Source organism: Streptomyces sp. NPDC022552 (assembly GCF_055561875.1).
The window spans coordinates 34,849-57,889 of the sequence record NZ_JBVHGJ010000008.1 but is presented as its reverse complement, the minus strand read 5'-3'; the positions used below and the strand labels follow the sequence as shown (position 1 = coordinate 57,889).

Annotated in this window: 16 protein-coding genes and 1 pseudogene; 13 read left to right on the top strand and 4 right to left on the bottom strand. The window is 71.6% G+C overall.

Features of this window, described 5'->3' with window-relative positions; translation table 11 throughout:
- Positions 1-72: 72 nt before the first annotated feature.
- A pseudogene (locus tag ACZ3OF_RS21540) lies at positions 73-464 on the top strand (ATP-binding protein); the annotation flags it as partial.
- Between the two features lie 22 nt (positions 465-486).
- Here ACZ3OF_RS21540 and ACZ3OF_RS21535 read toward each other — a convergent pair.
- Entirely contained in the window at positions 487-1,107 is a 621-nt protein-coding gene (locus ACZ3OF_RS21535; protein WP_467306240.1) for a TOPRIM nucleotidyl transferase/hydrolase domain-containing protein, read from the bottom strand.
- Positions 1,108-1,321: 214 nt separating this feature from the next.
- Here ACZ3OF_RS21535 and ACZ3OF_RS21530 point away from each other — a divergent pair, with 214 nt between their 5' ends.
- The 6 genes from ACZ3OF_RS21530 (at position 1,322) to ACZ3OF_RS21505 (ending at position 10,392) form a co-directional block, all read left to right on the top strand.
- Positions 1,322-3,400 (top strand): phosphocholine-specific phospholipase C, encoded by a 2,079-nt coding sequence (locus ACZ3OF_RS21530; protein ID WP_467306238.1) that lies wholly within the window; start codon positions 1,322-1,324, stop codon positions 3,398-3,400.
- Between the two features lie 190 nt (positions 3,401-3,590).
- A complete protein-coding gene (locus ACZ3OF_RS21525) occupies positions 3,591-5,837 on the top strand; it encodes an MMPL family transporter (protein ID WP_361672267.1) in 2,247 nt (748 codons plus the stop codon).
- Positions 5,815-6,381, top strand: coding sequence for a GNAT family N-acetyltransferase (locus ACZ3OF_RS21520; RefSeq protein WP_361672264.1), 567 nt, complete (start codon positions 5,815-5,817; stop codon positions 6,379-6,381). Before ACZ3OF_RS21525 ends, ACZ3OF_RS21520 begins: the two co-directional genes overlap by 23 nt.
- A 61-nt stretch (positions 6,382-6,442) precedes the next feature.
- On the top strand, positions 6,443-7,018 hold the full coding sequence (locus ACZ3OF_RS21515; protein ID WP_467306235.1) for a hypothetical protein: 576 nt from the start codon (positions 6,443-6,445) through the stop codon (positions 7,016-7,018).
- A gap of 128 nt (positions 7,019-7,146) precedes the next feature.
- Positions 7,147-7,326: a hypothetical protein gene (locus tag ACZ3OF_RS21510; protein ID WP_467306233.1), complete on the top strand. Its 180-nt coding sequence runs from the start codon at positions 7,147-7,149 to the stop codon at positions 7,324-7,326.
- A 6-nt stretch (positions 7,327-7,332) separates the two neighbouring features.
- Positions 7,333-10,392 carry a helix-turn-helix transcriptional regulator gene (locus tag ACZ3OF_RS21505; protein ID WP_467306231.1) on the top strand — a complete coding sequence of 1,020 codons (3,060 nt, stop codon included), beginning with the start codon at positions 7,333-7,335 and terminating at the stop codon, positions 10,390-10,392.
- A gap of 21 nt (positions 10,393-10,413) precedes the next feature.
- Here ACZ3OF_RS21505 and ACZ3OF_RS21500 read toward each other — a convergent pair whose 3' ends face one another.
- The 3 genes from ACZ3OF_RS21500 to ACZ3OF_RS21490 all read right to left on the bottom strand — a co-directional run bounded on the left by ACZ3OF_RS21500 (position 10,414) and on the right by ACZ3OF_RS21490 (position 12,922).
- Positions 10,414-10,626 (bottom strand): DUF6191 domain-containing protein, encoded by a 213-nt coding sequence (locus tag ACZ3OF_RS21500; RefSeq protein WP_467306229.1) that lies wholly within the window; start codon positions 10,624-10,626, stop codon positions 10,414-10,416.
- A 19-nt stretch (positions 10,627-10,645) separates the two neighbouring features.
- Positions 10,646-11,776, bottom strand: a complete 1,131-nt coding sequence (locus ACZ3OF_RS21495) for a PQQ-dependent sugar dehydrogenase (RefSeq protein ID WP_467306227.1) — start codon at positions 11,774-11,776, stop codon at positions 10,646-10,648.
- A 144-nt stretch (positions 11,777-11,920) separates the two neighbouring features.
- Positions 11,921-12,922: an aldo/keto reductase gene (locus tag ACZ3OF_RS21490; RefSeq protein ID WP_467306225.1), complete on the bottom strand. Its 1,002-nt coding sequence runs from the start codon at positions 12,920-12,922 to the stop codon at positions 11,921-11,923.
- A gap of 74 nt (positions 12,923-12,996) precedes the next feature.
- On the opposite strand from ACZ3OF_RS21490, the gene ACZ3OF_RS21485 reads away from it, so the two are divergent.
- From ACZ3OF_RS21485 to serA, 6 genes are all read left to right on the top strand, one after another.
- On the top strand, positions 12,997-13,959 hold the full coding sequence (locus tag ACZ3OF_RS21485; protein WP_361672249.1) for a 2-hydroxyacid dehydrogenase: 963 nt from the start codon (positions 12,997-12,999) through the stop codon (positions 13,957-13,959).
- 569 nt (positions 13,960-14,528) lie between these two features.
- Positions 14,529-17,381 carry a putative bifunctional diguanylate cyclase/phosphodiesterase gene (locus ACZ3OF_RS21480; protein ID WP_361672702.1) on the top strand — a complete coding sequence of 951 codons (2,853 nt, stop codon included), beginning with the start codon at positions 14,529-14,531 and terminating at the stop codon, positions 17,379-17,381.
- Between the two features lie 211 nt (positions 17,382-17,592).
- On the top strand, positions 17,593-19,470 hold the full coding sequence (locus ACZ3OF_RS21475; RefSeq protein WP_361672246.1) for an acetolactate synthase large subunit: 1,878 nt from the start codon (positions 17,593-17,595) through the stop codon (positions 19,468-19,470).
- A gap of 32 nt (positions 19,471-19,502) precedes the next feature.
- Entirely contained in the window at positions 19,503-20,027 is a 525-nt protein-coding gene (ilvN, locus tag ACZ3OF_RS21470) for an acetolactate synthase small subunit (RefSeq protein WP_215065241.1), read from the top strand.
- 135 nt (positions 20,028-20,162) lie between these two features.
- A complete protein-coding gene (ilvC, locus tag ACZ3OF_RS21465; RefSeq protein ID WP_361672243.1) occupies positions 20,163-21,164 on the top strand; it encodes a ketol-acid reductoisomerase in 1,002 nt (333 codons plus the stop codon).
- Between the two features lie 237 nt (positions 21,165-21,401).
- A complete protein-coding gene (serA, locus tag ACZ3OF_RS21460; RefSeq protein ID WP_361434565.1) occupies positions 21,402-22,991 on the top strand; it encodes a phosphoglycerate dehydrogenase in 1,590 nt (529 codons plus the stop codon).
- Positions 22,992-23,041 lie beyond the last annotated feature (50 nt).

Here is a 23,041-nt window from a genome sequence, read left to right as displayed (position 1 = left end):
TCCGTCCCGTACAAAGAATTTGTACGGCTTCCCCCCTGGGGCGCATGAGGCGCGAGTCGTCATCGTGACGCCATGACCGACCAACTCACCCTTCAACACCAGGCGTTCTTCCGCTGTGAGCGCCGATCCGTCCCCCTCGCCCGCGACTTCACGCGCAAGGTCCTGACCGAATGGAGCCTGGAGGCCCGTGCGGACGACGTACTGTTGTGCGTGAGCGAACTCGCCACCAACGCCCTCCTCCACGGAGCCCCGCCCGGCCGCGGCTACGCCCTGCACCTCGCCCTGAGGGGCCCCGGCTGCCCCGGCCCCACGCTCCGTATCGAGGTCCACGACAGCGGCGACGGCACCCCGGCCCTCCGTGAACCCGCCGCGAGTCCGGGCGCGGGCTCCTCCTCGTCGCGGCGCTGGCCGACCGGTGGGGTGTGGGGGAGCGGAACCCCGGCAAGATCGTCTGGTGCGAGTTCCACCGGCATCTGAGCCCGGCGGTCACAGGCTCCCGAGGAGGCCGTCGAGCGGGGCCGGGGCCCGGTCGGGGGCGAGGGCCTCGACCAGCAGAGTGCCGTAGCGGATCTTGCGGCCCTTCTTCGTACCGAGGAAGCGCCGCAGCTGCTGATGGCGGTCCCGGCCGTGCTGGGCCGGCTGGCGTAGGAACGTCTGCCAGGCGCGCAGGTCGTCGTCCTCGGCGCGGACGATCTCCTCGACCCTCTCCGTGCCCAGGGTGCGGATGAGTTCGTCCTCCAGGTCCGCCACGCACACGAAGATGCCGTCGCGCGGAGCCCCGGCCCGTTCCAGACCGCGGTCGTAGTACCGCTCCTCGCGCCCGTCGCACAGCCCTGTCAGGCGCAGACCGAGACCGGGCGGCCCGAGGAGGCCCGCGTACCGGCCCACGTTCATCGCCCCGCCCATCGACACCACGCACACGCCCTCGGCGCCGAGGTCCCGGCCCCGCCGGGCGGCCAGCGTCTCGACGGCCGCGAGGTCGCTCGGACCTTCCAGCAACACCGCCGTCCGCAGCCCCAGTCGGACCGCCAGCTCGCTCGCCGGTCCGCCGGGACCGCCCGCCGCCCATTCACCGACCGCGTCCCGGAACGCCCACATGTCCGCCATGGATCGAGTCTGCACGCCCATCGACCGGCACGGCAGCGAATATCTCCGCGCTTGGACTCCTGTCACCGGGTGTTGGACGTTCACCGCGCGGCCCGCGTCGGGTCTTCCGCGCGTCATCCGGCCTCACTACCGTCCCCGGGGTACCACCCAATGGCTCGAAGGCGAACCATTGGCCGTCGACTGGAGGTCGGTCTTGTCCCCCGAGAAGTCCCGGATGTCCCGCCGCAGGGTCCTCGCGCTGGGCGGAGGCGCGCTCGGCGCCGCCGCTGCGGGCTCGCTGCTCCCGCCGTCGCTCCAGGAAGCGATCGCCGCGGGACCGCCGGCCGGGGGTATGTCGGCCGTCCGCCACGTCGTGATCCTCATGCAGGAGAATCGGTCCTTCGACCACTACTTCGGCACCCTCCGCGGTGTCCGCGGTTTCGGCGACCGCAACGCGATCGAGCTCCCCTCCGGTACACCGGTGTTCGAGCAGCCCGCCGCGCTCGGCCGGACCGTGCTGCCGTTCCCGATCCGCGGCGCCGCCGAGACGCAGAAGAAGGACCTCCAGTACATCGGCGACCTCGACCACTCCTGGAGCGGCGGCGCCAAGGCCTGGCACGACGGCTGGATGGACGGCTGGGTCTCCGCCAAGACCGCGGCGACGATGGCGTACTACGACCGCCAGGACATCCCGCTGCACTACGAGCTCGCCGACACCTTCACCATCTGCGACGCCTACCACTCGTCCACCCACACCTCGACGAGCCCCAACCGCAACCACCTCTGGTCCGGCTGGACCGGCTACGAGGCCGACGGCAGCCGCGCCGTGACCAACGCCGCGTACGCCGAGGGCACCCACCCCGGCTACCCCTGGCCCACCTACGCCGAGCGTCTCGAAGCGGCCGGGCGGACCTGGAAGACGTACACCGAGTGGGAGAACTTCACCGACAACAACATCGAGTTCTTCACCTCGTTCAAGAAGATCGCCCGCAAGGCCCTGGCCCCCACCGGCGGGCACACCTTCATGGAGTCCTTCTACGCCGCCGTCCGCGACACGGACGACGCCGCCGAGCGGGCCCGTCTGCTCGCCGCCCTCGAGGACGGCGTCGCCACGCTCACCACCTCCGAGCGTTCGCTCTTCGAGCGCGGCCTGCGCCGCGTCGAGACCGGAAGGCTCGCCGACGCCTTCCGCGCCGACGTGGCCGCCGGAACGCTCCCCGAGGTCTCGTACCTCGTCCCGTCCGCGATCGACTCCGAGCACCCCGGCTCCTCCTCGCCGATCGCCTCCGCCTCGCTCGTCTACAAGGTGCTCGACGCCCTCGGCTCGCACCCGGACGTCTGGCGCCACACCGTCGTCCTGATCAACTACGACGAGAACGACGGCTTCTTCGACCACGTGCCGCCGCCCGTCCCGCCGGCCGACAACACGGACGAGCGCTGGAAGGGCCTGCCCACCGGCCTCGGCATCCGCGTCCCACTGCTCGTCGTCTCGCCCTGGTCGGTCGGCGGCTACGTCTGCTCCGAGACCTTCGACCACACCTCCGTGATCCGGTTCCTGGAGCAGCTCACCGGCATCAAGGAGCCCAACATCACCCCGTGGCGGCGCGCCGTCACCGGCGACCTCACCTCCGCCTTCGACTTCCGGCGCGCCCACCGGCAGCCCGACGTCGACGAGCCCGGCCCGATCCCGCCGTTCTCCGGCCGCTGGCGCCCGCAGCCCCCGGCCGTCCAGCAGATGCCGGTCCAGGAGCCGGGCACCCGCCCGGCCCGCCCGCTGCCGTACCAGCCGGACGCCCAGGCGCGGGTCGGCGGCGGTGCGCTCACCGTCGACCTCACGAACAGCGGGAAGGCCTCCGCACACTTCGCGCTGTACCCGTACGCCGGTGAGTTCGCCGTCCCCCAGCACCGGGATGTAAGGGGCACGGCGCGATGGGCCGTACCCCTTACGCGTGATCATTACCGGTTCACGATCACCGGCCCCAACGGCTTCCGCCGCGAGTTCGAGGGCCCGGCGGCGGGCGGCGCCGACCTCGCCACGCACATCGATCATCGTGACCGTGACCTGCACCTCACCGTACGGAACACGGGCACCGCGCCGGTCTCCTTCACCGTCCGCCCGCTCGGCTACGTGGACCGGGACGACCTCCGCGACTGGACCCGTACGGTCAAGGTGAAGCCCGGCAGGAGCCGTACCCTCGTGCACTCGGCGGCCGACGCGCACGGCTGGTACGACGTCGAGGTGACCGTTCCCGGCGGCTTCCGCCGACGGCTCATGGGGCACATCGAGAACGGGCGGGCGAGCGTCTCCGGCTGACCCCTCCGTGCAGGGCCCGCGCGGGAGCACAGGACCAAAGGCCTGAGCTTCCGCGCAGCGCTGTGAGTAACGACACGAAAGGGACAAAGGATCTCTTAAGGCTGTAACAGTGGCCTTATCCAGGTCATGCGTTCTTTGCGGGCTGTTCCCCGGTAAAGATCCACGAACCACCCACCAGGGAGCACGTCCTTTGGCAGCCATCGCACGGTGGTGCATCAAGCACCGCCTCGTCGCCGTTCTGCTCTGGCTCACCGTCCTCGGCGGATCCGTCGCCGGAGCATCGGTCGCGGGCTCGGCGTACTCCAACGACTACGAGGTCCCCGGCACCGAGTCCGGCCGTGCCACCGCCCTCCTCGAGAAGGGTTTCCCGGGCTCCGGGGGCGACAGCAACACCATCGTCTGGCACACCGACCAGGGCAGCGTCCGCGCCACCGGTGTCGAGCAGCGCATGACCGAGATGCTCGACGAGGTCGCCGAACTGCCCGGCATCGCGTCCGTGACCTCGCCCTACGACGACGGCCCCGCCGCCCAGGCGCAGATCAGCGAGGACGGGCGGACCGCCTACGCCCCGGTGATCTTCCACGAGCAGGCCGACGACATCCCGAAGTCCCAGGCCCAGGCCCTGGTCGACACGGCCCGCGGGGCCGCCGACGACCACCTCCAGGTCGAGCTCGGCGGCAGCGCCGTCGCCCTCACCGAGGCCTCCGGCGGCCATGTGGCCGAGGCCGTCGGCGTCGTCGTCGCGGCCGTCGTCCTCTTCCTCGCCTTCGGCTCGCTCGCCGCATCCGCACTCCCCATCGCCACCGCGCTCGTCAGCGTCGGCATCGCGTACTCCGGGATCGTGCTCCTCGGCCATGTCATGACCGTCGCCGACTTCGCCCCCATGCTGGGCATGCTCATCGGCCTCGGCGTGGGCATCGACTACGCGCTCTTCATCGTCACGCGCCACCGCAAGGGGCTCAAACGCGGGCTCTCGGTCCCCGAATCCGCGCAGATCGCCGTCGCGACCACCGGCCGTGCCGTCGTCTTCGCCGGCGCAACCGTCTGCATCGCCCTCCTCGGCATGCTCATACTGCGACTCAGCTTCCTCAACGGCGTCGCCATCGCCGCCTCGCTGACGGTCGTCCTCACGGTCGCCGCGTCCGTCACCCTGCTGCCCGCGCTGCTCTCGCTCATCGGGATGCGGGCGCTCTCGCGCCGCGAGCGCCGGCATCTCGCCGAGCACGGGCCCCAGCCCGAGCTGCCGACCGGCTTCGCCGCCCGCTGGTCCGCCTTCGTCGAGCGCCACCCCAAGCTGCTCGGCGCGGTCGCCGCCGTCGTCATGCTGGTCCTGGCGCTGCCGACCTTCTCGCTCCACCTCGGCACCTCCGACCAGGGCAACGACCCCGCCACCTCGACCACCCGGCAGGCGTACGACCTGCTCGCCGACGGTTTCGGGCCCGGGGTCAACGGGCCGCTCACCCTCGTCGCCGAGATCGACGGCGCCGACGACCGTGTCGCGATGGGTGAGCTGCCGGCCGAGCTGGCACACACCCGCGGTGTCGAAGCCGTCTCCCCGGTCGTCTACAACAGCGCCGGGGACACCGCCGCCCTGACCGTCGTACCGGACTCCTCGCCGCAGTCGAAGGCCACCAGCGAACTCGTCGACCGGCTCCGCACGGACGTGCTGCCTGCGGCCGAGCAGGGCACCTCGCTCGATGTGCACGTGGGCGGCGTCACCGCCTCGTACGACGACTTCGCCGAGATCATCGTCGGCAAGCTGCCGCTCTTCGTGGGCGTGGTCGTCGCCCTCGGCTCCGTGCTGCTCCTGGTCGCCTTCCGCTCCCTCGGCATCCCGCTGAAGGCCGCGCTGATGAACGTCGCCGCCGTCGCGTCCGCCTTCGGCATCGTCGTCGCGATCTTCCAGTGGGGCTGGGGGAGCGAGCTCCTCGGCCTCGGCAGCGCGGGCCCGATCGAACCCTTCCTGCCGGTCATCATGGTGTCGGTGCTCTTCGGGCTCTCCATGGACTACCAGGTCTTCCTGGTCAGCCGGATGTACGAGGAGTGGCTGGAGACCGGCGACAACCGGCGGGCGGTCCGGGTCGGGCTCGCCGAGACCAGCCGCGTGATCAACTCCGCGGCGGTCATCATGATCTCCGTCTTCCTCGCCTTCGTGCTCTCCGGCGACCGGGTCGTGGCGATGTTCGGCATCGCGCTCGCGGCGGCCGTCGCGCTGGACGCCTTCGTCCTGCGGACCCTGCTCGTCCCCGCCCTCATGCACATGCTGGGTGGGGCGAACTGGTGGCTGCCCCGCTGGCTCGACCGCCGGCTGCCCCGCATCAGCATCGAACCTCCGGAGTCCCGCGCCGCCGCCGACGCCCGTGCGAAGATCCCCACACAGCGTGTGACGGTTTCGACTGCGGAGGACGAGAACAGTGTTCGCGATATCGCTGGGTGACGACGGCGCCGAACTGAGGCCGCTGGAGCCCTCCTACGCCGAGGAGTTCCTCACCCACATGGACCGGGGGCGCGAGTTCGTCGGGCAGCACATCGCCCTCGCCGACGTCGTGGCGGACCTCGACTCGGCCCGTTCCTTCCTCCAGGCGTACGCCGAGAAGGCCGCGAACGACGCCGGCCGGATCTACGGCATCTGGACCGAGGGCACCCTCGTCGGCGGCGTGCTCTTCCGCGCGATGGACGTGGACCAGGCGACGGCCGAGGCAGGCTGCTGGCTGGAGCCTTCGGCCGTCGGCAAGGGTCTGGTCACCCGGGCCGCGCGGACGATCATCGACTGGGCGATCGGGGAACGCGGCATCCACCGTGTCGAGTGGCTGGTCTCCTCGAAGAACGAGAGCAGCATCGCGGTGGCCCGGCGGCTGGGGATGACCAAGGACGGCGTGCTGCGCGAGAGCTACGCGTACCGCGGCCGGCGCCTCGACATGGAGGTCTGGTCGGTGCTCGCACCGGAGTGGCAGGCCCAGAAGGCCGAGCCGGCGTCCTGAAGCCCCGGTCCGAGGCCGTTCGTTAAGGCGCTTCTCATATGTGGCACCTAGCGTGCGGCGCATGACTATCAAGACTGACGAGACGCCGGCGCCCGACGAGACGGCGGAGAAGGCCGGGACGGCGGAGAAGGCCGAGGCGGCCGAGAAGGCCGAGGCGGCCGAGAACGCCGGGACCGCCAAGTCTGTTGAGGAGTCGGACGAGTTCGACGAGCTGGACGACGACGAGGACATCGACGAGGTCGAGGCGGCTTCCGCCGCGGCCTCCGGCGACGGAGTCGGCGCGGCCGCCGCGGCCGTCGTCTCCGCCGGCCTCGGGCTCGCCGCCCTGACCGGCACCTGGATGGGCAAGGTCGTCAGCGAGCGGGAGACCCTCATCGGGCAGATCAAGGCCCAGGGCGGCACCGCGGCCCAGCAGATCAACGAGATCTACGCCGACGCCTGGCACAGCACCGCACTGGTCAACGGCGTCTTCGCGTTCCTCGCCCTCGTCGTCGCCCTGCTCGTCCTCGTCCGCCCGCAGCGGCCCACCTGGGTCCGCGCCGTGGCCCTCGCCGGCGCCGTCCTGGGCGCGATCGGCCTGTTCCTGTCGGCGGGCATGTTCTTCGACCTGTTCCTGAACCTCCCGACCGCGTCCTAAGGCCCCCTGAGGCCCGCCTAAGGCCCCCCGTACGCCGAACATGCGGCACACGCCCGATGTGGCCGCACCCCCTGGGAGACGAGAGTCGAGGCATCGCAAGGAGCGATACCGACACCAGGGAGAACGAGATGTTCGCGTACGAACTGCACCGCATGCACCACTCCGAGCTCGTCCGTGAGGCCGCCGCCCAGCGCCTGGTCCGCCAGGCCGTCCAGGCGCGGCGGGCCGCGAAGGCCGAGCGGTCCGGCGACCATGAAGCCGAGGGGCGGGTGAGCGCCCGGCCCGGCCGGTTCGTCAAGGCCGCGTGAACCCGCATGGCCCGGACGACGGACGTCTGTGCGATGCTCGGCGCCGTGGAGACCAGGTCAGTCAGCCCCGTGTTCGTCGGCCGGGCCGGTGAACTCACCGCCCTCACCGACGCCTTCGTCCGCGCCGCCGACGGAGAGCCCCAGGCTCTGCTCGTCGCCGGCGAGGCGGGCGTCGGCAAGACCCGGCTCATCGAGGAGTTCGTGGCCACGGTCCAGGACCGCGGCGCGTACGTCGCCGTCGGGGGCTGTGTCGAGATCGGCGCGGATGGGCTCCCGTTCGCGCCTTTCTCCACGGCTCTGCGCGCCCTGAGCCGCCGGCTCCCGGACGAACTCGCCGCCGCCGCGGCCGGGCAGGAGGGCGAACTCGCCCGGCTCCTCCCCGAACTCGGCGACGTCGGCAGCCACGAGCCCTCCCACGAGGACTCCACCGCCCGCCTCTTCGAACTGACCGTACGGCTCCTGGAACGCCTCGCCGCCGACCGTACGATCGTGCTCGTCCTGGAGGACCTGCACTGGGCCGACGCCTCCACCCGGCACCTCCTCGCCTACCTCCTGCGCACCCTGCGCCGCGGCAGGATCGTCGTCGTCGCCACCTACCGCTCCGACGACATCCACCGCCGCCACCCGATGCGCCCGCTCCTGGCCGAACTCGACCGGCTGCGGACCATCCGCCGCATCGAACTCGCCCGCTTCACCCGCGCCGAGGTGCGCCGCCAGCTCACCGGCATCCTCGCCGCCGAACCCGACGCGGCCCTCGTCGACGGGGTCTTCGACCGGTCCGACGGCAACGCCTTCTTCGTCGAGGAGCTCGTCGTCTCCCACGAGGCCGGCTGCGCCCCCGGCTCCCTCAGCGACTCGCTGCGCGATCTGCTGCTCGTCCGGGTCGAGGCGCTCCCCGAGGACGCCCAGCGCGTGGCCCGGATCGTCGCCGAGGGCGGCTCCACCGTCGAGTACGCGCTGCTGGCCGCCGTCGCCCGGCTCTCCGAGGACGAGCTCATCGAGGCGCTCAGGGCCGCCGTCGGCGCCAACATCCTGCTCGCCGTCCCCGACGGCGACGGCTATCGCTTCCGGCACTCGCTGGTCCGCGAGGCCGTCAGCGACGACCTGCTGCCCGGCGAACGCTCCCGCCTCAACCGGCGCTACGCCGAGGCCCTGGAGGCCGATCCCTCCCTCGTCCGCGCCGACGAGCGCGCGACCCGGACCGCCACCTACTGGTATCGCGCCCACGACCCCGCCAAGGCGCTGCCGGCCGTGCTCCGCGCCTCCGTCGAGACCCGCAAGCGCTACGCGTACGCCGAGCAACTCCGGCTCCTCGAACGGGCCATGGAGCTTTGGGACGAGGTCCCCGACGAGGTGCGCCGCTCCCTGCGACCGATGGACTACGCCGAGGCGTACCCGCCGTGCGGCTGCGACCCCGAGACCACCCCCCTGCGCTATCTCGACCTGCTCGCCGAGGCCGCGTACGCCGCCCGCCTGTGCGGAGAGCGCGAACGCGCCCTGAAGATCGGCAAGATGGCGCTGCGGCTCCTCGAAGGGGACGAGGCCGAGGAGCTCGACCCGCTGCGTTCCGCCTGGTTCTGGACCGAACGCTCCCGCATCGTCTCCGGACTCGGCCGCTCCGACGGCTGGGCCGAGATCGCGACCGCCCAGGAACTCGTCAAGGGCCTTCCCCCGTCCAGCGTGCACGCGCGTGTTCTCGTCGTGGCCGCGGGCTGGGGCATGCTCCACCAGCCCGGCCCCGAGAGCCTCACCGCCGCCGAACGGGCCGTCGAATACGCCCGTCTCGTCAAGGACGAGTCCATCGAACTCGCCGCCCGCCTCACCCTCGGTACCCTGCAGGTCGGCGCCGGCGACCGCGAGGTCGGGCTGGCCACCATGCGCGAGGTACGCGATCGCACCCGCGCCCTCGGCCTCCACCACGAGGCCTCCCGCGCCTATGTCAACCTCTCCCATTCCCTGGAGAACCTCGGCCGCTCCCGGGAGGCCGCCCAGGTCGCCGAGGAGGGCATCCGGCTCACCAGGGACCACGGGCTCCTCGACAGCGAGGGCTGGATCCGCTCCAACCTGGCGGAGTCACAGCTCGCGCTGGGGCTGTGGTGCGAGGCACAGCGCAACTGCGAGTGGCTGGAGCGGGCCGGGACCCGGTCCAAGCCGCGCGGCTCCGTAGCGCTCCGGCTCGCCCAACTGGCCCTCGTCCGGGGCGAGCCGGCCACGGCCGTCACCCAGCTCGCCGTCGCAGGCGAGTACTTCGGCGAGGCCGACCCGATGCCTCAGTACGTCATCCCGACCCGCATGGTCGAGCTGAGCCTCGCCGCTGTCACCGGACGGATCCAGGACGTGCGGACCGTGCTCGCCGCCGCCGTCGAGGCCGGCTTCCCGCCCGGCACGCACCGCGAGGCCTGGCCGCTGCTCCTCGCCGCCGCGACGGCCGAGGCGGACGCCCTCGGCCTGCCCGCCGCCGAGGAGGGCCGGGCGGAGACGCTCGCACTGCTCCGCCGCGCCGCCCGGGGGACGGCGACCCCGGCACCCGTCTGGGAGGCGTACGCCCTGCACACCTCGGCGGAGCTGGACCGCGCCGAGGGCCGCCAACCCGTGGACCGCTGGGCGGAGACCGTCGCCGCCCACGAGCCGCTCGAGCGGCCCCATCTGCTGGCCCTCGCCCGGCACCGCCTCGCCGACGCCCTCCTCGCCGAGGGCGGCCGGCGCGACGAGGCCGCCGCGCTGCTCCGCGAGGCCCACACCACGGCCGTCCGTCTCGGCGCGCACCCACTCCGTGAGGACGTCGAGCTCCTGGCCGGCCGGGCCCGCCTCCCGCTGACCTCGCCCGACCGCACCCCGGAACCCGAACCGGACGACGACGCCTTCGGTCTGACCCCCCGTGAGCAGGACGTCCTGCGGCTGGTCGCCGCGGGCCGCACCAACCGTCAGATCGCCGAGGAGCTCTTCATCTCCCCGAAGACGGCGAGCGTCCACGTCTCCAACATCCTGGCCAAGCTGGGCGTCTCCGGCCGAGGCGAGGCGGCCGCCCTGGCCCACCGTCTCCGCCTGCTGGAGCCGGCGCCCTAGAAGCCGGCACCGTCCCCACGGTCAGGGCCCCTCGTCCCCGTCGTCGTCCCCGTCCCCGTTGCCCTCGTCGTCGTCGCGGGTCACCAGGGCCGGCACCCGTATCGTCACCGCGCCCGAGCCGAGGTCGATCGGCCCGCGGCCGGGGTCGGCGTCGCCCAGGTCCTCCCGGGTCAGTTCGAGCCGCTGCCGCTCGTCGGCGGTGTGCTTCTGGCTCGGCGCGAACAGTTCTTCCATCAGGTTGAACATCGGGCCCCTATCCGACCTCCAGGCGGAGGATCTTGTCGTCGCCGCGCTCGGGCGTGCCCCGGGTGTCTGTCTCGCTCGTGGTCAGCCAGAGCCTGCCGTCACCCGCCGCGAGGACCGTGCGCAGCCGGCCGTACTCCTCCACGAGGAACGCCTCGGGGTCGCCGGAGCGTTCCGCTCCGGACAGCGGGATCCGCCACAGGCGCTCGCCTCTCAGGCCCGCCATCCAGATCGCGCCCTCCGCATAGGCGATACCGCTCGGCGACGCCTCCTCCGTCCTCCACTGGGCCACCGGGTCCACGAAGTCCGACACGTTCGCCGTGCCCTCGGCCTTCGGCCAGCCGTAGTTCTTCCCGGCCTCGATCAGATTCAGCTCGTCCCAGGTGTTCTGGCCGAACTCGGCCGCCCACAGCCGCCCGTCCGCGTCCCAGGCCAGCCCCTGCACATTGCGGTGACCGTACGAGTAGACCACCGAGCCGGGGAACGGATTGCCGGGCGCCGGCTTCCCCTCCGGTGTCATCCGCAGGATCTTGCCGCCCAACGACTCCACGTTCTGGGCGAGCCCCGTCTCGCCGCGCTCGCCCGTGCCCGCGTACAGCATTCCGTCCGGGCCGAACGCGATCCGCCCGCCGTTGTGCACGTTCCCCTTCGGGATGCCCGAGAGGACCACCTCGGGCGCGCCGAGACGGTCCGACGCCCCGCCTCCGTAGGGCATGCGGACGATGCGGTTGTCCGACTCCGCCGTGAAGTACGCGTACACATGGCCGTCCCGCACGGCCAGGCCGAGGAGGCCGCCCTCGCCGCCGGGAACCACCCCGGGCACCTCTCCGACCGGCGTCTTCCTGCCCGTCCCCGCGTCGACCCGGGTGATCGTGCGCTCGTCACGCGAGGCGACGAGGAGATCACCGTCCGGCAGCGCGGCCACACCCCACGGAGACTCCAGATCCTCGGTCAGCGTCCCGGCGACGCGCACGGAGCCCGGAGAGCCCCGCGTCCCCGATTCCGGCGCGGACACGGACACGGAGGGGGCTCCTGACGGCGACGCGGCTCCTTCCCCGCCCCCGTCTCCCCCCGACGTGCAACCCGCCAGCAGCCCCAGCACGGCGGCGGCCCCCACGGCTCCCACAAAAGCTCGGCTCACGGTCCCGATCCCTTCGAGCGGCGATCACTACCCTTGATACACCGCTCGGCCCGATCAGGTTCCCGCGCTCACCCCGGCAACCTCACTCCCACGAACTCGGGCCCACACTCCCGGCCCCGCTCGGCCCCACACTCCCGGCCCCGCTCAGTCCCACGATCCACGCGGCGCCGGCAGCCGCGCGATCTCGGCGAGATCCCCGGCCGTGAGCACCAGCTCCGCCGCCCGCGCGTTCTCCACCGCCCAGCACTCCCGCTTCGCCCCGGGGATCGGTACCACGTGCGGCCCCTGAGCCAGCGCCCACGCCAGCGCCACCTGCGCCGGAGTGACGTCCTCCCCGTGCCGTGCCGACACCCGCCGCAGCCCCGCCACCAGCGGCTGGTTCGCCGCCATCATCTCGGCCGTGAACCGAGGATGCCGGGCCCGTGGATCGTCCGGCTCGAAACCCCCGCCCGGCGTCAGCGTCCCGGTCAGGAAACCGTTCCCCAGCGGCATCGCCGCCAGGAACCCCACACCCCGCGCCTCGCACCACGGCAGGAGCCGTTCCAGCGCCTCCGGCGACCACACCGACAGCTCGGCCTCCACCGCGCTCACCGGGAAGACCTGCTGGATCCGCTCCAACTGCCGGATCGTTTCGTCATGCAGGTGTGCGGTTCCACCGCGCCGCGCAGCCCGCGCCCCGACCGCGCAGAACCCGAGCGCCCGCACCTTGCCGGCCGACACCAGCTCGGCCATCGCGCCCCAGGTCTCCTCGACCGGCACCTCCGGGTCCGCCCGGTGCAGCTGGTAGAGATCGATCACATCCGTCTGCAGCCGCCGCAGTGAGGCGTCGCACGCCCGCCGCACGTACCCCGGCCGGCCGTTGGCCACGACATGCTGATCGCCCACGAGCAGACCGCACTTCGTCGACACGAACGCCTCCGCCCGGCGTTCCTTCAGCGCCCGCCCCACCAGCAGCTCGTTGGTGAACGGCCCGTACATGTCGGCGGTGTCGAGCAGGCTCACCCCGGCGTCGAGCGCCGCGTGCACCGTACGCAGCGAGCGGTCCCCGCGCTGCTGCGAGGCGCTGTACGCCCAGTTCATCGGCATACAGCCCAGGCCGACCGCGCCCACGTCGAGCGCCGCCGCCCCGATAGTCCTGCGCTCCACCTGCCGGTACCCCTCCCTGTGCCGTCCCCAAAGTAACCAATGGCGACCGGGATTCTTCGCATAGCCTCCCGGTCATGACACTCGATGAGACGACCGCCGACGTCTGGCTTCCGATTCCCGCGGACGAGATCGAAGGACTTCCCGATCCGGGTGCGTCGGGGTTCAACTACCGCTTCTGGGACGGCGGTCCCGACTTCCCCGCCGATCCGGCGCGCTGCGCCTTCTACGTGGTCCCGTACATGAAGGGCTCGGAGATCGCCGTGCGGCCGCTCGCCGGGATGACCTCGGTGCGCGCGGTGCAGACGCTCTCGGCGGGCACGGACCATGTGACGCCCGGACTCGGCTCACTGCCCCCGGGCGTCGAGCTGTGCAACGCCAAGGGCGTCCACGAGGCCAGCACCGCCGAGCTGACGCTCGCCCTGATCCTCGCTTCCCTGCGCGGGATCCCCGGCTTCGTCCGGGGCCAGGACAAGGAGGAGTGGCGGGCCGGTTTCTATCCGGCGCTCGCCGACAAGTCGGTCCTCGTCGTGGGGTACGGATCGATCGGCGCCGCCATCGAGGACCGGCTCGTGCCGTTCGAGTGCGCGCGGGTGGTGCGCGTCGCGCGCTCCGCACGCACCACGGAGCGCGGTCCCGTGCTGCCCCTCACGGAGCTCCCCGCCCTTCTCCCGCAGGCGGACGTGGTCGTCCTCTCCACTCCGCTCACGCCCGGGACCAGGCACCTCGCCGACGCGGGGTTTCTCGGCCGGATGAAGGACGGCGCCCTTCTGGTGAACGTGGCCCGCGGTCCCGTCGTGGACACCGCCGCGCTGCTCAAGGAGGTCGAGAGCGGCAGGATCACCGCGGCGCTGGACGTCACCGACCCCGAACCCCTGCCGCCGGGTCACCCGTTGTGGCACGCTCCCGGTGTTCTGCTGAGTCCCCATGTCGGTGGTTCCACTTCGGCGTTCATGCCCCGCGCCAAGCGGCTGATCGCCGCCCAGCTCACCCGGTTCGCGGCGGGGGAGCGGCTGGCGAACGTGGTCCTGACGACCTGAGCCGCGCGGCCGTGCAGAGCGCCCCCTCAGTGCGCCTCTCGCGAGCCTCCGGACCGTCACGCAGAGTACAGCACCCCTGTCCCTGAGTGACGGTCCTGGTGTATCGTCCCGAAGCGGGGGGCTGCGTCGAGTACGAGCTGACGCCGGGGAGCGAAGTGACGGGACATCAGATTCCGAGGGGGGCGACGGGTGATGTACGGCCGATGGACCGACGAGCCGACGCGGCGGGGCCGCCGTCGACGACCCTCGCACGCGACGACAGCACCGGGCCGCACCCGCAGGGCCCCGGCCTCCGCAGGTCGACCGGCGGAGCCGGTCTCCCCGTCCAGGCCGACCGGCGCACCTCCGAGCCGGACGCCTCGGACCCGGCCGCGGTCCAGGGCCCAGGCGCCCCGGACCGCGACGCGGACACACCGGGCCCAGGCCCGCTCGCCTCGCCGAACCCCGCCCTGGCCGCCTCGGGTCCGCCCCCGGCCGCCTCAGACCCCGCCCCGGGCGCCGTCCGCTCGTGGGTCCGGCGCTTCACCGCGTCCCCGCGCTCTGACGGGCACGAAACCCCGGTGGCGGCGATGAGCGCCCCCGGCGCGCTCATCGAGCGCGGCCGCGTCGCGCGAGCCGGCGTCGCCCCCGGGCCGGGGGAGGGCCGCCGCGGCCCCGCCCGCTCCGGGAGCCCGGTGGTCCTGACCCAGGTCCTCCTCGGGCTGGTCTGCGCCGGATACGCGACCGGTGCCGCCCTCGGCTGGGGATCCGAGAAACTGGCCCTCATCATGGGCGACTTCGGCCTCAGCGCCGCCGCCCTCGCCGCGGGCGTCTCCTGCTTCCTCTACGCCCGCCTGCACGACAGCCGCTTCCGCCCCGCCTGGCTGCTGTTCGCCTTCTCCTCGGGCATGGCCGCCGCCGGGAACGCCGTCTGGGGGTGGTACGAAGTCGTGCTCGGCAGGGAGGTCCCAAGCCCCTCCCTCGCCGACGTCTTCTTCCTGCTCTTCGCGCCGCCCGCCATCGTCGGCCTGCTCGTGCTCGCCAAGAAGCCCGTCACCCGGGCCGGCTGGGTCTGCCTCGCCCTCGACGCCTGGCTCATCGGCGGCTCGCTGCTCACCCTCTCCTGGAGCCTCGCCCTCGCGCACACCGCCCACTTCGAGGGCGAGAGCGTCGCCCGGGCCGCGCTCACCCTGGCGTACCCCCTGCTGGACATCGTTCTCGTCAGCATGGTCCTCGCCCTGCACTTCCGCCGCTCTCAGGTGAACCGCTCGGCGACCAACACCGCCATCGCCGCCCTCGCCCTCACCGTGCTGTGCGACGCCCTGTTCACCTCGCCGCTGTTCCGCGAGAACTACACCTCCGGCCAACTGCTCGACGCCGGCTGGTTCGCCGGCTCGCTGCTCCTGGCATACGCCCCCTGGGGGGTGCGCCGGACCACCGAGGGGGTCTCCTCCCCGCGCGGCCAGCGCCCGCACAGCCGGCCGGTCGCCGGTTCGCTGGCCGCTCTCACCCCGTATCTCGCCGCGGCGGTCTGCACGCTCGGCATCCTGTACAACGTCGTCGAGGGACGCAGAGTGGACCGCGTGGTCGTCTTCACCGGCTGTACGGTCGTGCTCGCCCTGGTCGTGCGCCAAGGCATCATGCTCCTCGACAACATCGCCCTCACCCACGAACTGGCCCAGAAGGAGAACCACTTCAGGTCCCTGGTGCAGGGCTCCAGCGACGTCATCATGATCGCCGCGCCCACCGGCATACTCCGCTACGTCAGCCCCGCCGCCTCGGGGGTCTACGGACGGGAGGCCGAGGACCTGATCGGCTCCGAGCTGGCCTCGCTCATCCATCCCGAGGACCTCGGCGGAGTCGTCCACGAGGTCCGCCGCTTCCTCGCCGCTCCTCCCTCGGAGGAGCCCACCACACGGATCGAGTGCCGCTTCCGCTCCGGCCGCGGCGACTGGCTCAACGTCGAGTCCACCGTCAACCGTCACCAGGGCGGTCTGATCTTCAACAGCCGGGACGTCACCGAACGGGTCCGCCTCCAGGCCCAGCTCCAGCACAACGCCGAGCACGACCCGCTCACCGACCTGCCCAACCGGGCGCTGTTCACCCGGCGCGTCCGCAAGGCGCTCGCCGGCCGGCGCTCCTCCGACCCCGGCACCGCCGTGCTCTTCATCGACCTCGACGGCTTCAAGGCGGTCAACGACCGGCTCGGCCACCAGGCGGGCGACGAGCTGCTCGTCCAGGCGGCACGCCGCCTCCAGGACTCCGTACGGGCCGGGGACACCGCCGCCCGGCTCGGTGGCGACGAGTTCGCCGCGCTGATCCTCGGCGACGGCTCACGGGACCGCTCCGCCCGCGAGTACCAGGTCCACGAGATCGCCGACCGGCTGCGCCTCACGCTCTCCCAGCCGTACCAGGTCGAGGGAGGGAACGAGGTGCGGGTCGCCGCCTCCATCGGCGTCGCCTTCGCCGAGCCCGGCATCAGCGCCGGCGATCTGCTGCGCAACGCCGACCTGGCCATGTACCGGGCCAAGGCCGCAGGCAAGGACCGCGTCGAGATGTACGCCCCGCAGATGCAGGCCGAGATCGTCCGCAGGACCGAGCTGGCCACCCGGCTGCGCACCGCGTTGGACGACGGCGAGTTCGCCCTGCTCCACCAGCCGGTCGTGGACCTCTCCACCGGCCGGATCACCGCCGTCGCCGCCCAGGCCCGCTGGCGCTCCGCTCAGGGCATCCTCTTCACCCCCGCCGAGTTCCTGCGGGTCGCCGAGGACGGAGAGCGCGTCGCCCAGCTCGGCCGCTGGCTCCTCGAGCAGGCCGTCGAGCAGGCCGCCGAGCGGGCCCGGCTCGGCCACCGGACCCCGGTCTCCGTCCGGCTCTCCGCCCGCCGCCTGCTCGACCGCTCGCTGCCGCTCGGCTCCGTCGAGGCGCTGCTGACCCGCTACGAGCTCCCCTCGGGCTCCCTGATGATCGAGCTGGCCGACAGCGACCCCCGGGTCTCCTTCGACGACCTGGAGCAGCGCCTGGTCGTTCTGCGCCGGCTCGGGGTACGGATCGCGCTCGACGGCTTCGGCAGCGGCTACGCGGCCATCAACGCGCTGCGCCGCCTCCCCGTCGACGTACTGAAACTGGACAGAGGGCTCGTCGAGGGCGTGGTGGAGTCCGCCCGGCTGCGCAAGATCACCAGCGGGCTGCTCCGGATCGCCTCCGACCTGGGCCTGCAGTCCGTCGCCGACGGCGTGGACGTCCCCGAGCAGGTGCTCGCCCTGCGCGCCATGGGGTGCACCCACGGCCAGGGCATGGCCTTCTCGGGTCCCCTCGACGAGTACCGGCTGCGCCGCGCGCTCGTACGGGACGAGTACCCCGTCCCTGGTGGAGAGGCGGTTCCAGCCGGAAACCGTCCCCCGATCCGCTCAAATAATGAGACGCCCGTCCCACCCACTTGACACTGATGGTGCGTCGGGGGGAGGGTCAGTGCCATGCGCACCCGAATTCTCGTACTTGGAAAGCGCGTCGGCTGAAGCAGGGCCAAGACGGCCCGGCTTGAAACGCTACCGACGCGCTCCCCTCGCTTGCCTCCCGGCACGAGGGGTTTTTTGTTGCACCGGCTCCTCCCAAACCCTCGCAAAAACCCTCTGCTTCGAGAAGAGAATGCTGATGACCGAGCAGGCCACCGGGCACCATCCGCAGCCGCGGGCCCGTAGCGGCGGACAGTCCGCCACCACCGTCGAGCACGTCACGGGTGCGCAGTCCCTCATCCGTTCTCTCGAGGAAGTGGGGGCCGACACCGTCTTCGGTATTCCGGGCGGCGCCATCCTCCCCGCGTACGACCCGATGATGGACTCGCAGAAGGTCCGCCACATCCTGGTCCGCCACGAGCAGGGCGCGGGCCACGCCGCCACCGGCTACGCCCAGGCGACCGGCAAGGTCGGCGTCTGCATGGCGACCTCAGGTCCCGGCGCGACCAACCTGGTCACCCCGATCGCCGACGCCCACATGGACTCCGTCCCGCTGGTCGCGATCACCGGCCAGGTCGCCTCGAAGGCCATCGGCACGGACGCCTTCCAGGAGGCGGACATCTGCGGCATCACGATGCCGATCACCAAGCACAACTTCCTGGTCACCAAGGCCGAGGACATCCCGAGGACGATCGCCGAGGCCTTCCACATCGCCTCCACCGGCCGTCCCGGCCCGGTCCTGGTCGACATCGCCAAGGACGCCCTGCAGGCGAAGACCACCTTCAGCTGGCCGCCGCAGACCGACCTGCCCGGTTACCGCCCGGTGACCAAGCCGCACGCCAAGCAGATCCGCGAGGCCGCGAAGCTGATCACCGCCGCCAAGCGCCCCGTCCTGTACGTCGGCGGCGGCGTCCTGAAGGCCGGCGCCACCGCCGAGCTGAAGGTTCTCGCCGAGCTCACCGGAGCCCCCGTCACCACCACCCTGATGGCGCTGGGCGCGTTCCCCGACAGCCACCCGCTGCACGTGGGAATGCCGGGCATGCACGGTGCGGTCACCGCCGTCACCGCGCTGCAGAAGGCCGACCTGATCGTCGCCCTCGGAGCCCGCTTCGACGACCGCGTCACCGGCAAGCTGGACAGCTTCGCCCCCTTCGCCAAGATCGTCCACGCCGACATCGACCCGGCCGAGATCGGCAAGAACCGCGCCGCCGACGTCCCGATCGTCGGTGACGCCCGCGAGGTCATCGCCGACCTGGTCCAGGCCGTCCAGGCCGAGCACAGCGAGGGCAACCAGGGCGACTACACCTCCTGGTGGAGCGACCTGAACCGCTGGCGCGAGACCTACCCGCTCGGCTACGACCTGCCGGAGGACGGCAGCCTCTCGCCGCAGCAGGTCATCCAGCGCATCGGCCAGCTCGCCCCCGCCGACACCATCTACGCGGCCGGCGTCGGCCAGCACCAGATGTGGGCGGCCCACTTCATCGACTACGAGAAGCCGGCCACCTGGCTGAACTCCGGCGGCGCCGGGACGATGGGCTACGCGGTCCCGGCCGCCATGGGCGCCAAGGCCGGCATGCCGGACCGCCCGGTCTGGGCGATCGACGGCGACGGCTGCTTCCAGATGACGAACCAGGAGCTCGTCACCTGCGCGCTCAACAACATCCCGATCAAGGTCGCCATCATCAACAACGGCGCCCTCGGGATGGTCCGCCAGTGGCAGACCCTCTTCTACAACCAGCGCTACTCGAGCACGGTCCTGCACTCCGACGAGACCGGCCACGAGGCCACCGGCTCCCAGGTCGGCGCCAGCACGGCGCCCCGCAAGGGCACCCGTATCCCGGACTTCGTCAAGCTGTCCGAGGCCATGGGCTGTGTCGCCCTGCGCTGCGAGGACCCGGCCGACCTGGACAAGGTCATCGAAGAGGCCAACGCCATCAACGACCGCCCGGTCGTGATCGACTTCATCGTCCACGAGGACGCCCAGGTCTGGCCCATGGTCGCCGCAGGCACCTCCAACGACGAGGTCATGGCCGCCCGGGGCGTCCGCCCCGACTTCGGCGACAACGAAGACGACTGAGACCGAGAGCCGTAGGAAGAGGTACCACGCACATGACTAGGCACACGCTCTCCGTCCTGGTGGAGAACACCCCCGGCATCCTCGCCCGGATCGCCGCGCTCTTCTCCCGCCGCGGCTTCAACATCGACTCGCTCGCCGTCGGTGTCACCGAACACCCCGACATCTCCCGCATCACCATCGTGGTCAATGTCGAGGACCTGCCGCTGGAGCAGGTGACCAAGCAGCTCAACAAGCTGGTCAACGTCCTGAAGATCGTCGAACTCGAGCCCTCCGCTGCGATCCAGCGCGAGCTCGTCCTGGTGAAGGTCCGCGCCGACAACGAGACCCGCTCCCAGATCGTCGAGATCGTCCAGCTGTTCCGCGCCAAGACCGTGGACGTCTCGCCCGAGGCGGTCACCATCGAAGCCACCGGTTCGAGTGACAAGCTCGACGCGATGCTCAAGATGCTGGAGCAGTTCGGCATCAAGGAGCTCGTGCAGTCCGGCACGATCGCCATAGGGCGTGGTGCGCGGTCCATCACGGACCGTTCCCTGCGGGCCCTCGACCGCAGCGCCTGACCGGCCTTCCCGGCCGGCCGTCGGACCGGTCCGACGGCTCGTCCGCCGACCGGTCCGCCTGACGAGACAGAAGACTTCCCTTCCCCCGCCCGCCGTACGGTGGGACGCAACACCAGCACACCAAGGAGAATCCCAGTGGCCGAGCTGTTCTACGACGACGATGCCGACCTGTCCATCATCCAGGGCCGCAAGGTCGCGGTGATCGGTTACGGCAGCCAGGGCCACGCCCACGCGCTGTCGCTCCGTGACTCGGGTGTCGACGTCCGTGTCGGTCTGCACGAGGGCTCCAAGTCCAAGGCCAAGGCCGAGGAGCAGGGCCTGCGCGTGGTGACGCCCGCCGAGGCCGCAGCCGAGGCCGACGTCATCATGATCCTGATCCCGGACCCGATCCAGGCCAAGGTCTACGAGGAGTCGATCGCCCCGAACCTGCAGGACGGCGACGCCCTCTTCTTCGCGCACGGCTTCAACGTCCGCTTCGGCTTCATCAAGCCCCCGGCCGGCGTCGACGTCGCGCTCGTCGCCCCGAAGGGCCCGGGTCACCTGGTCCGCCGCCAGTACGAGGAGGGTCGCGGCGTCCCCGCGATCGCCGCGGTCGAGCAGGACGCGACGGGCAACGCCTTCGCCCTGGCGCTCTCGTACGCCAAGGCCATCGGCGGCACGCGTGCGGGTGTCATCAAGACGACCTTCACCGAGGAGACCGAGACCGACCTGTTCGGTGAGCAGGCCGTCCTGTGCGGTGGCGCCAGCGCCCTCGTCAAGGCGGGCTTCGAGACCCTGGTCGAGGCCGGCTACCAGCCGGAGATCGCCTACTTCGAGTGCCTGCACGAGCTGAAGCTCATCGTCGACCTCATGTACGAGGGCGGCCTGGAGAAGATGCGCTGGTCCGTCTCCGAGACCGCCGAGTGGGGCGACTACATCACCGGCCCGCGGATCATCACCGACGCCACCAAGGCCGAGATGAAGAAGGTCCTCACGGAGATCCAGGACGGCACCTTCGCCCAGAACTGGATGGACGAGTACCACGGCGGTCTGAAGAAGTACAACGAGTACAAGACCCAGGACGAGAAGCACCTCCTGGAGACCACCGGCAAGGAGCTGCGCAAGCTCATGAGCTGGGTTAACGACGAGGAGGCGTAAGCCTTCGGCGCGGGGCCGGACACACCGTCCGGCCCCGCGCCACACCGTTGGACAGGCCGTCCAACCACGGACGGGTGATCCTTCCAACGAGGCGCATGAACGGCGCCGACGCACCACTACACTGCTCAACAACATTCGCGTTCAGGCCCACAGCGTCGTGCGCTTTCACGCGGCAAGCCCCCTCCACCGCCTGCGGCCGTCGGGACGGCCGTCCGCACTGGATCTGTGAGGACTCACGTGAGCTCGAAACCCGTCGTACTCATCGCTGAAGAGCTGTCGCCCGCCACCGTCGACGCACTGGGCCCGGACTTCGAGATCCGGCACTGCAACGGCGCGGACCGCGCCGAGCTGCTCCCCGCCATCGCCGACGTGGACGCGATCCTGGTCCGCTCCGCCACCAAGGTCGACGCGGAGGCCATCGCCGCCGCGAACAAGCTCCGGGTCGTGGCCCGGGCCGGTGTCGGTCTGGACAACGTCGACGTCTCCGCCGCCACCAAGGCCGGCGTGATGGTCGTGAACGCCCCGACCTCCAACATCGTCACCGCCGCCGAACTCGCGTGCGGTCTGCTCGTCGCCACCGCGCGCAACATTCCGCAGGCCAACACCGCGCTGAAGAACGGCGAGTGGAAGCGCTCCAAGTACACGGGCGTCGAGCTCAGCGAGAAGATTCTCGGCGTCGTCGGCCTCGGCCGCATCGGCGTCCTCGTGGCCCAGCGGATGTCCGCGTTCGGCATGAAGATCGTCGCGTACGACCCCTACGTGCAGCCCGCCCGCGCCGCGCAGATGGGGGTGAAGCTGCTGGCCCTGGACGAGCTCCTGGAGGTCGCCGACTTCATCACCGTCCACCTGCCGAAGACCCCCGAGACCCTCGGTCTCATCGGCGACGAGGCCCTGCACAAGGTCAAGCCGTCCGTCCGCATCGTCAACGCCGCGCGCGGCGGGATCGTGGACGAGGAGGCGCTGTACTCGGCGCTCAAGGAGGGCCGGGTCGCCGGCGCGGGTCTCGACGTGTACGCGAAGGAGCCCTGCACGGACTCCCCGCTCTTCGAGCTCGACCAGGTCGTCTGCACCCCGCACCTCGGCGCGTCCACGGACGAGGCCCAGGAGAAGGCCGGTATCGCGGTCGCCCGTTCGGTGCGCCTCGCGCTCGCCGGCGAGCTGGTCCCGGACGCGGTCAACGTCCAGGGCGGTGTCATCGCCGAGGACGTCAAGCCCGGTCTGCCGCTCGCCGAGAAGCTCGGCCGGATCTTCACCGCGCTCGCGGGCGAGGTCGCGGCCCGTCTCGACGTCGAGGTGTACGGCGAGATCACCCAGCACGACGTCAAGGTGCTCGAACTCTCCGCGCTCAAGGGCGTGTTCGAGGACGTCGTCGACGAGACCGTCTCGTACGTCAACGCCCCGCTGTTCGCGCAGGAGCGCGGTGTCGAGGTCCGTCTGACGACCTCCAGCGAGTCCCCCGACCACCGCAACGTGGTGACCGTGCGCGGCACGCTCTCGAGCGGCGAGGAGGTCGCGGTCTCCGGCACGCTGGCCGGCCCCAAGCACCTCCAGAAGATCGTCGCCGTCGGTGACTACGACGTGGACGTGGCGCTCGCCGACCACATGGTGGTGCTCCGCTACGAGGACCGCCCGGGTGTCGTCGGCACCGTGGGCCGCATCCTCGGCGAGGCCGGTCTGAACATCGCGGGCATGCAGGTGGCGCGCGCGGAGGAGGGCGGCGAGGCGCTCGTCGTGCTCACCGTGGACGACACCGTCCCGCCGGCGGTGCTCGCGGAGATCTCGGAGGAGATCGGCGCGGCCTCGGCCCGCTCGGTCAACCTGGTCTGATCCCGGTCCGGGCCCGGCCGCCCGGTCCCGCACAGGTACCCGTACCCGGT

Bases quoted from the DNA above. Each gene is read 5' to 3' on its own strand.
- ACZ3OF_RS21535 (WP_467306240.1), bottom strand. From the start codon at position 1,107: ATGGCGGACATGTGGGCGTTCCGGGACGCGGTCGGTGAATGGGCGGCG.
- ACZ3OF_RS21530 (WP_467306238.1), top strand. From the start codon at position 1,322: ATGTCCCGCCGCAGGGTCCTCGCGCTGGGCGGAGGCGCGCTCGGCGCC.
- ACZ3OF_RS21515 (WP_467306235.1), top strand. From the start codon at position 6,443: ATGACTATCAAGACTGACGAGACGCCGGCGCCCGACGAGACGGCGGAG.
- ACZ3OF_RS21510 (WP_467306233.1), top strand. From the start codon at position 7,147: ATGTTCGCGTACGAACTGCACCGCATGCACCACTCCGAGCTCGTCCGT.
- ACZ3OF_RS21505 (WP_467306231.1), top strand. From the start codon at position 7,333: ATGGCCCGGACGACGGACGTCTGTGCGATGCTCGGCGCCGTGGAGACC.
- ACZ3OF_RS21500 (WP_467306229.1), bottom strand. From the start codon at position 10,626: ATGGAAGAACTGTTCGCGCCGAGCCAGAAGCACACCGCCGACGAGCGG.
- ACZ3OF_RS21485 (WP_361672249.1), top strand. From the start codon at position 12,997: ATGACACTCGATGAGACGACCGCCGACGTCTGGCTTCCGATTCCCGCG.
- ACZ3OF_RS21480 (WP_361672702.1), top strand. From the start codon at position 14,529: ATGAGCGCCCCCGGCGCGCTCATCGAGCGCGGCCGCGTCGCGCGAGCC.
- ACZ3OF_RS21475 (WP_361672246.1), top strand. From the start codon at position 17,593: ATGACCGAGCAGGCCACCGGGCACCATCCGCAGCCGCGGGCCCGTAGC.
- ilvN (WP_215065241.1), top strand. From the start codon at position 19,503: ATGACTAGGCACACGCTCTCCGTCCTGGTGGAGAACACCCCCGGCATC.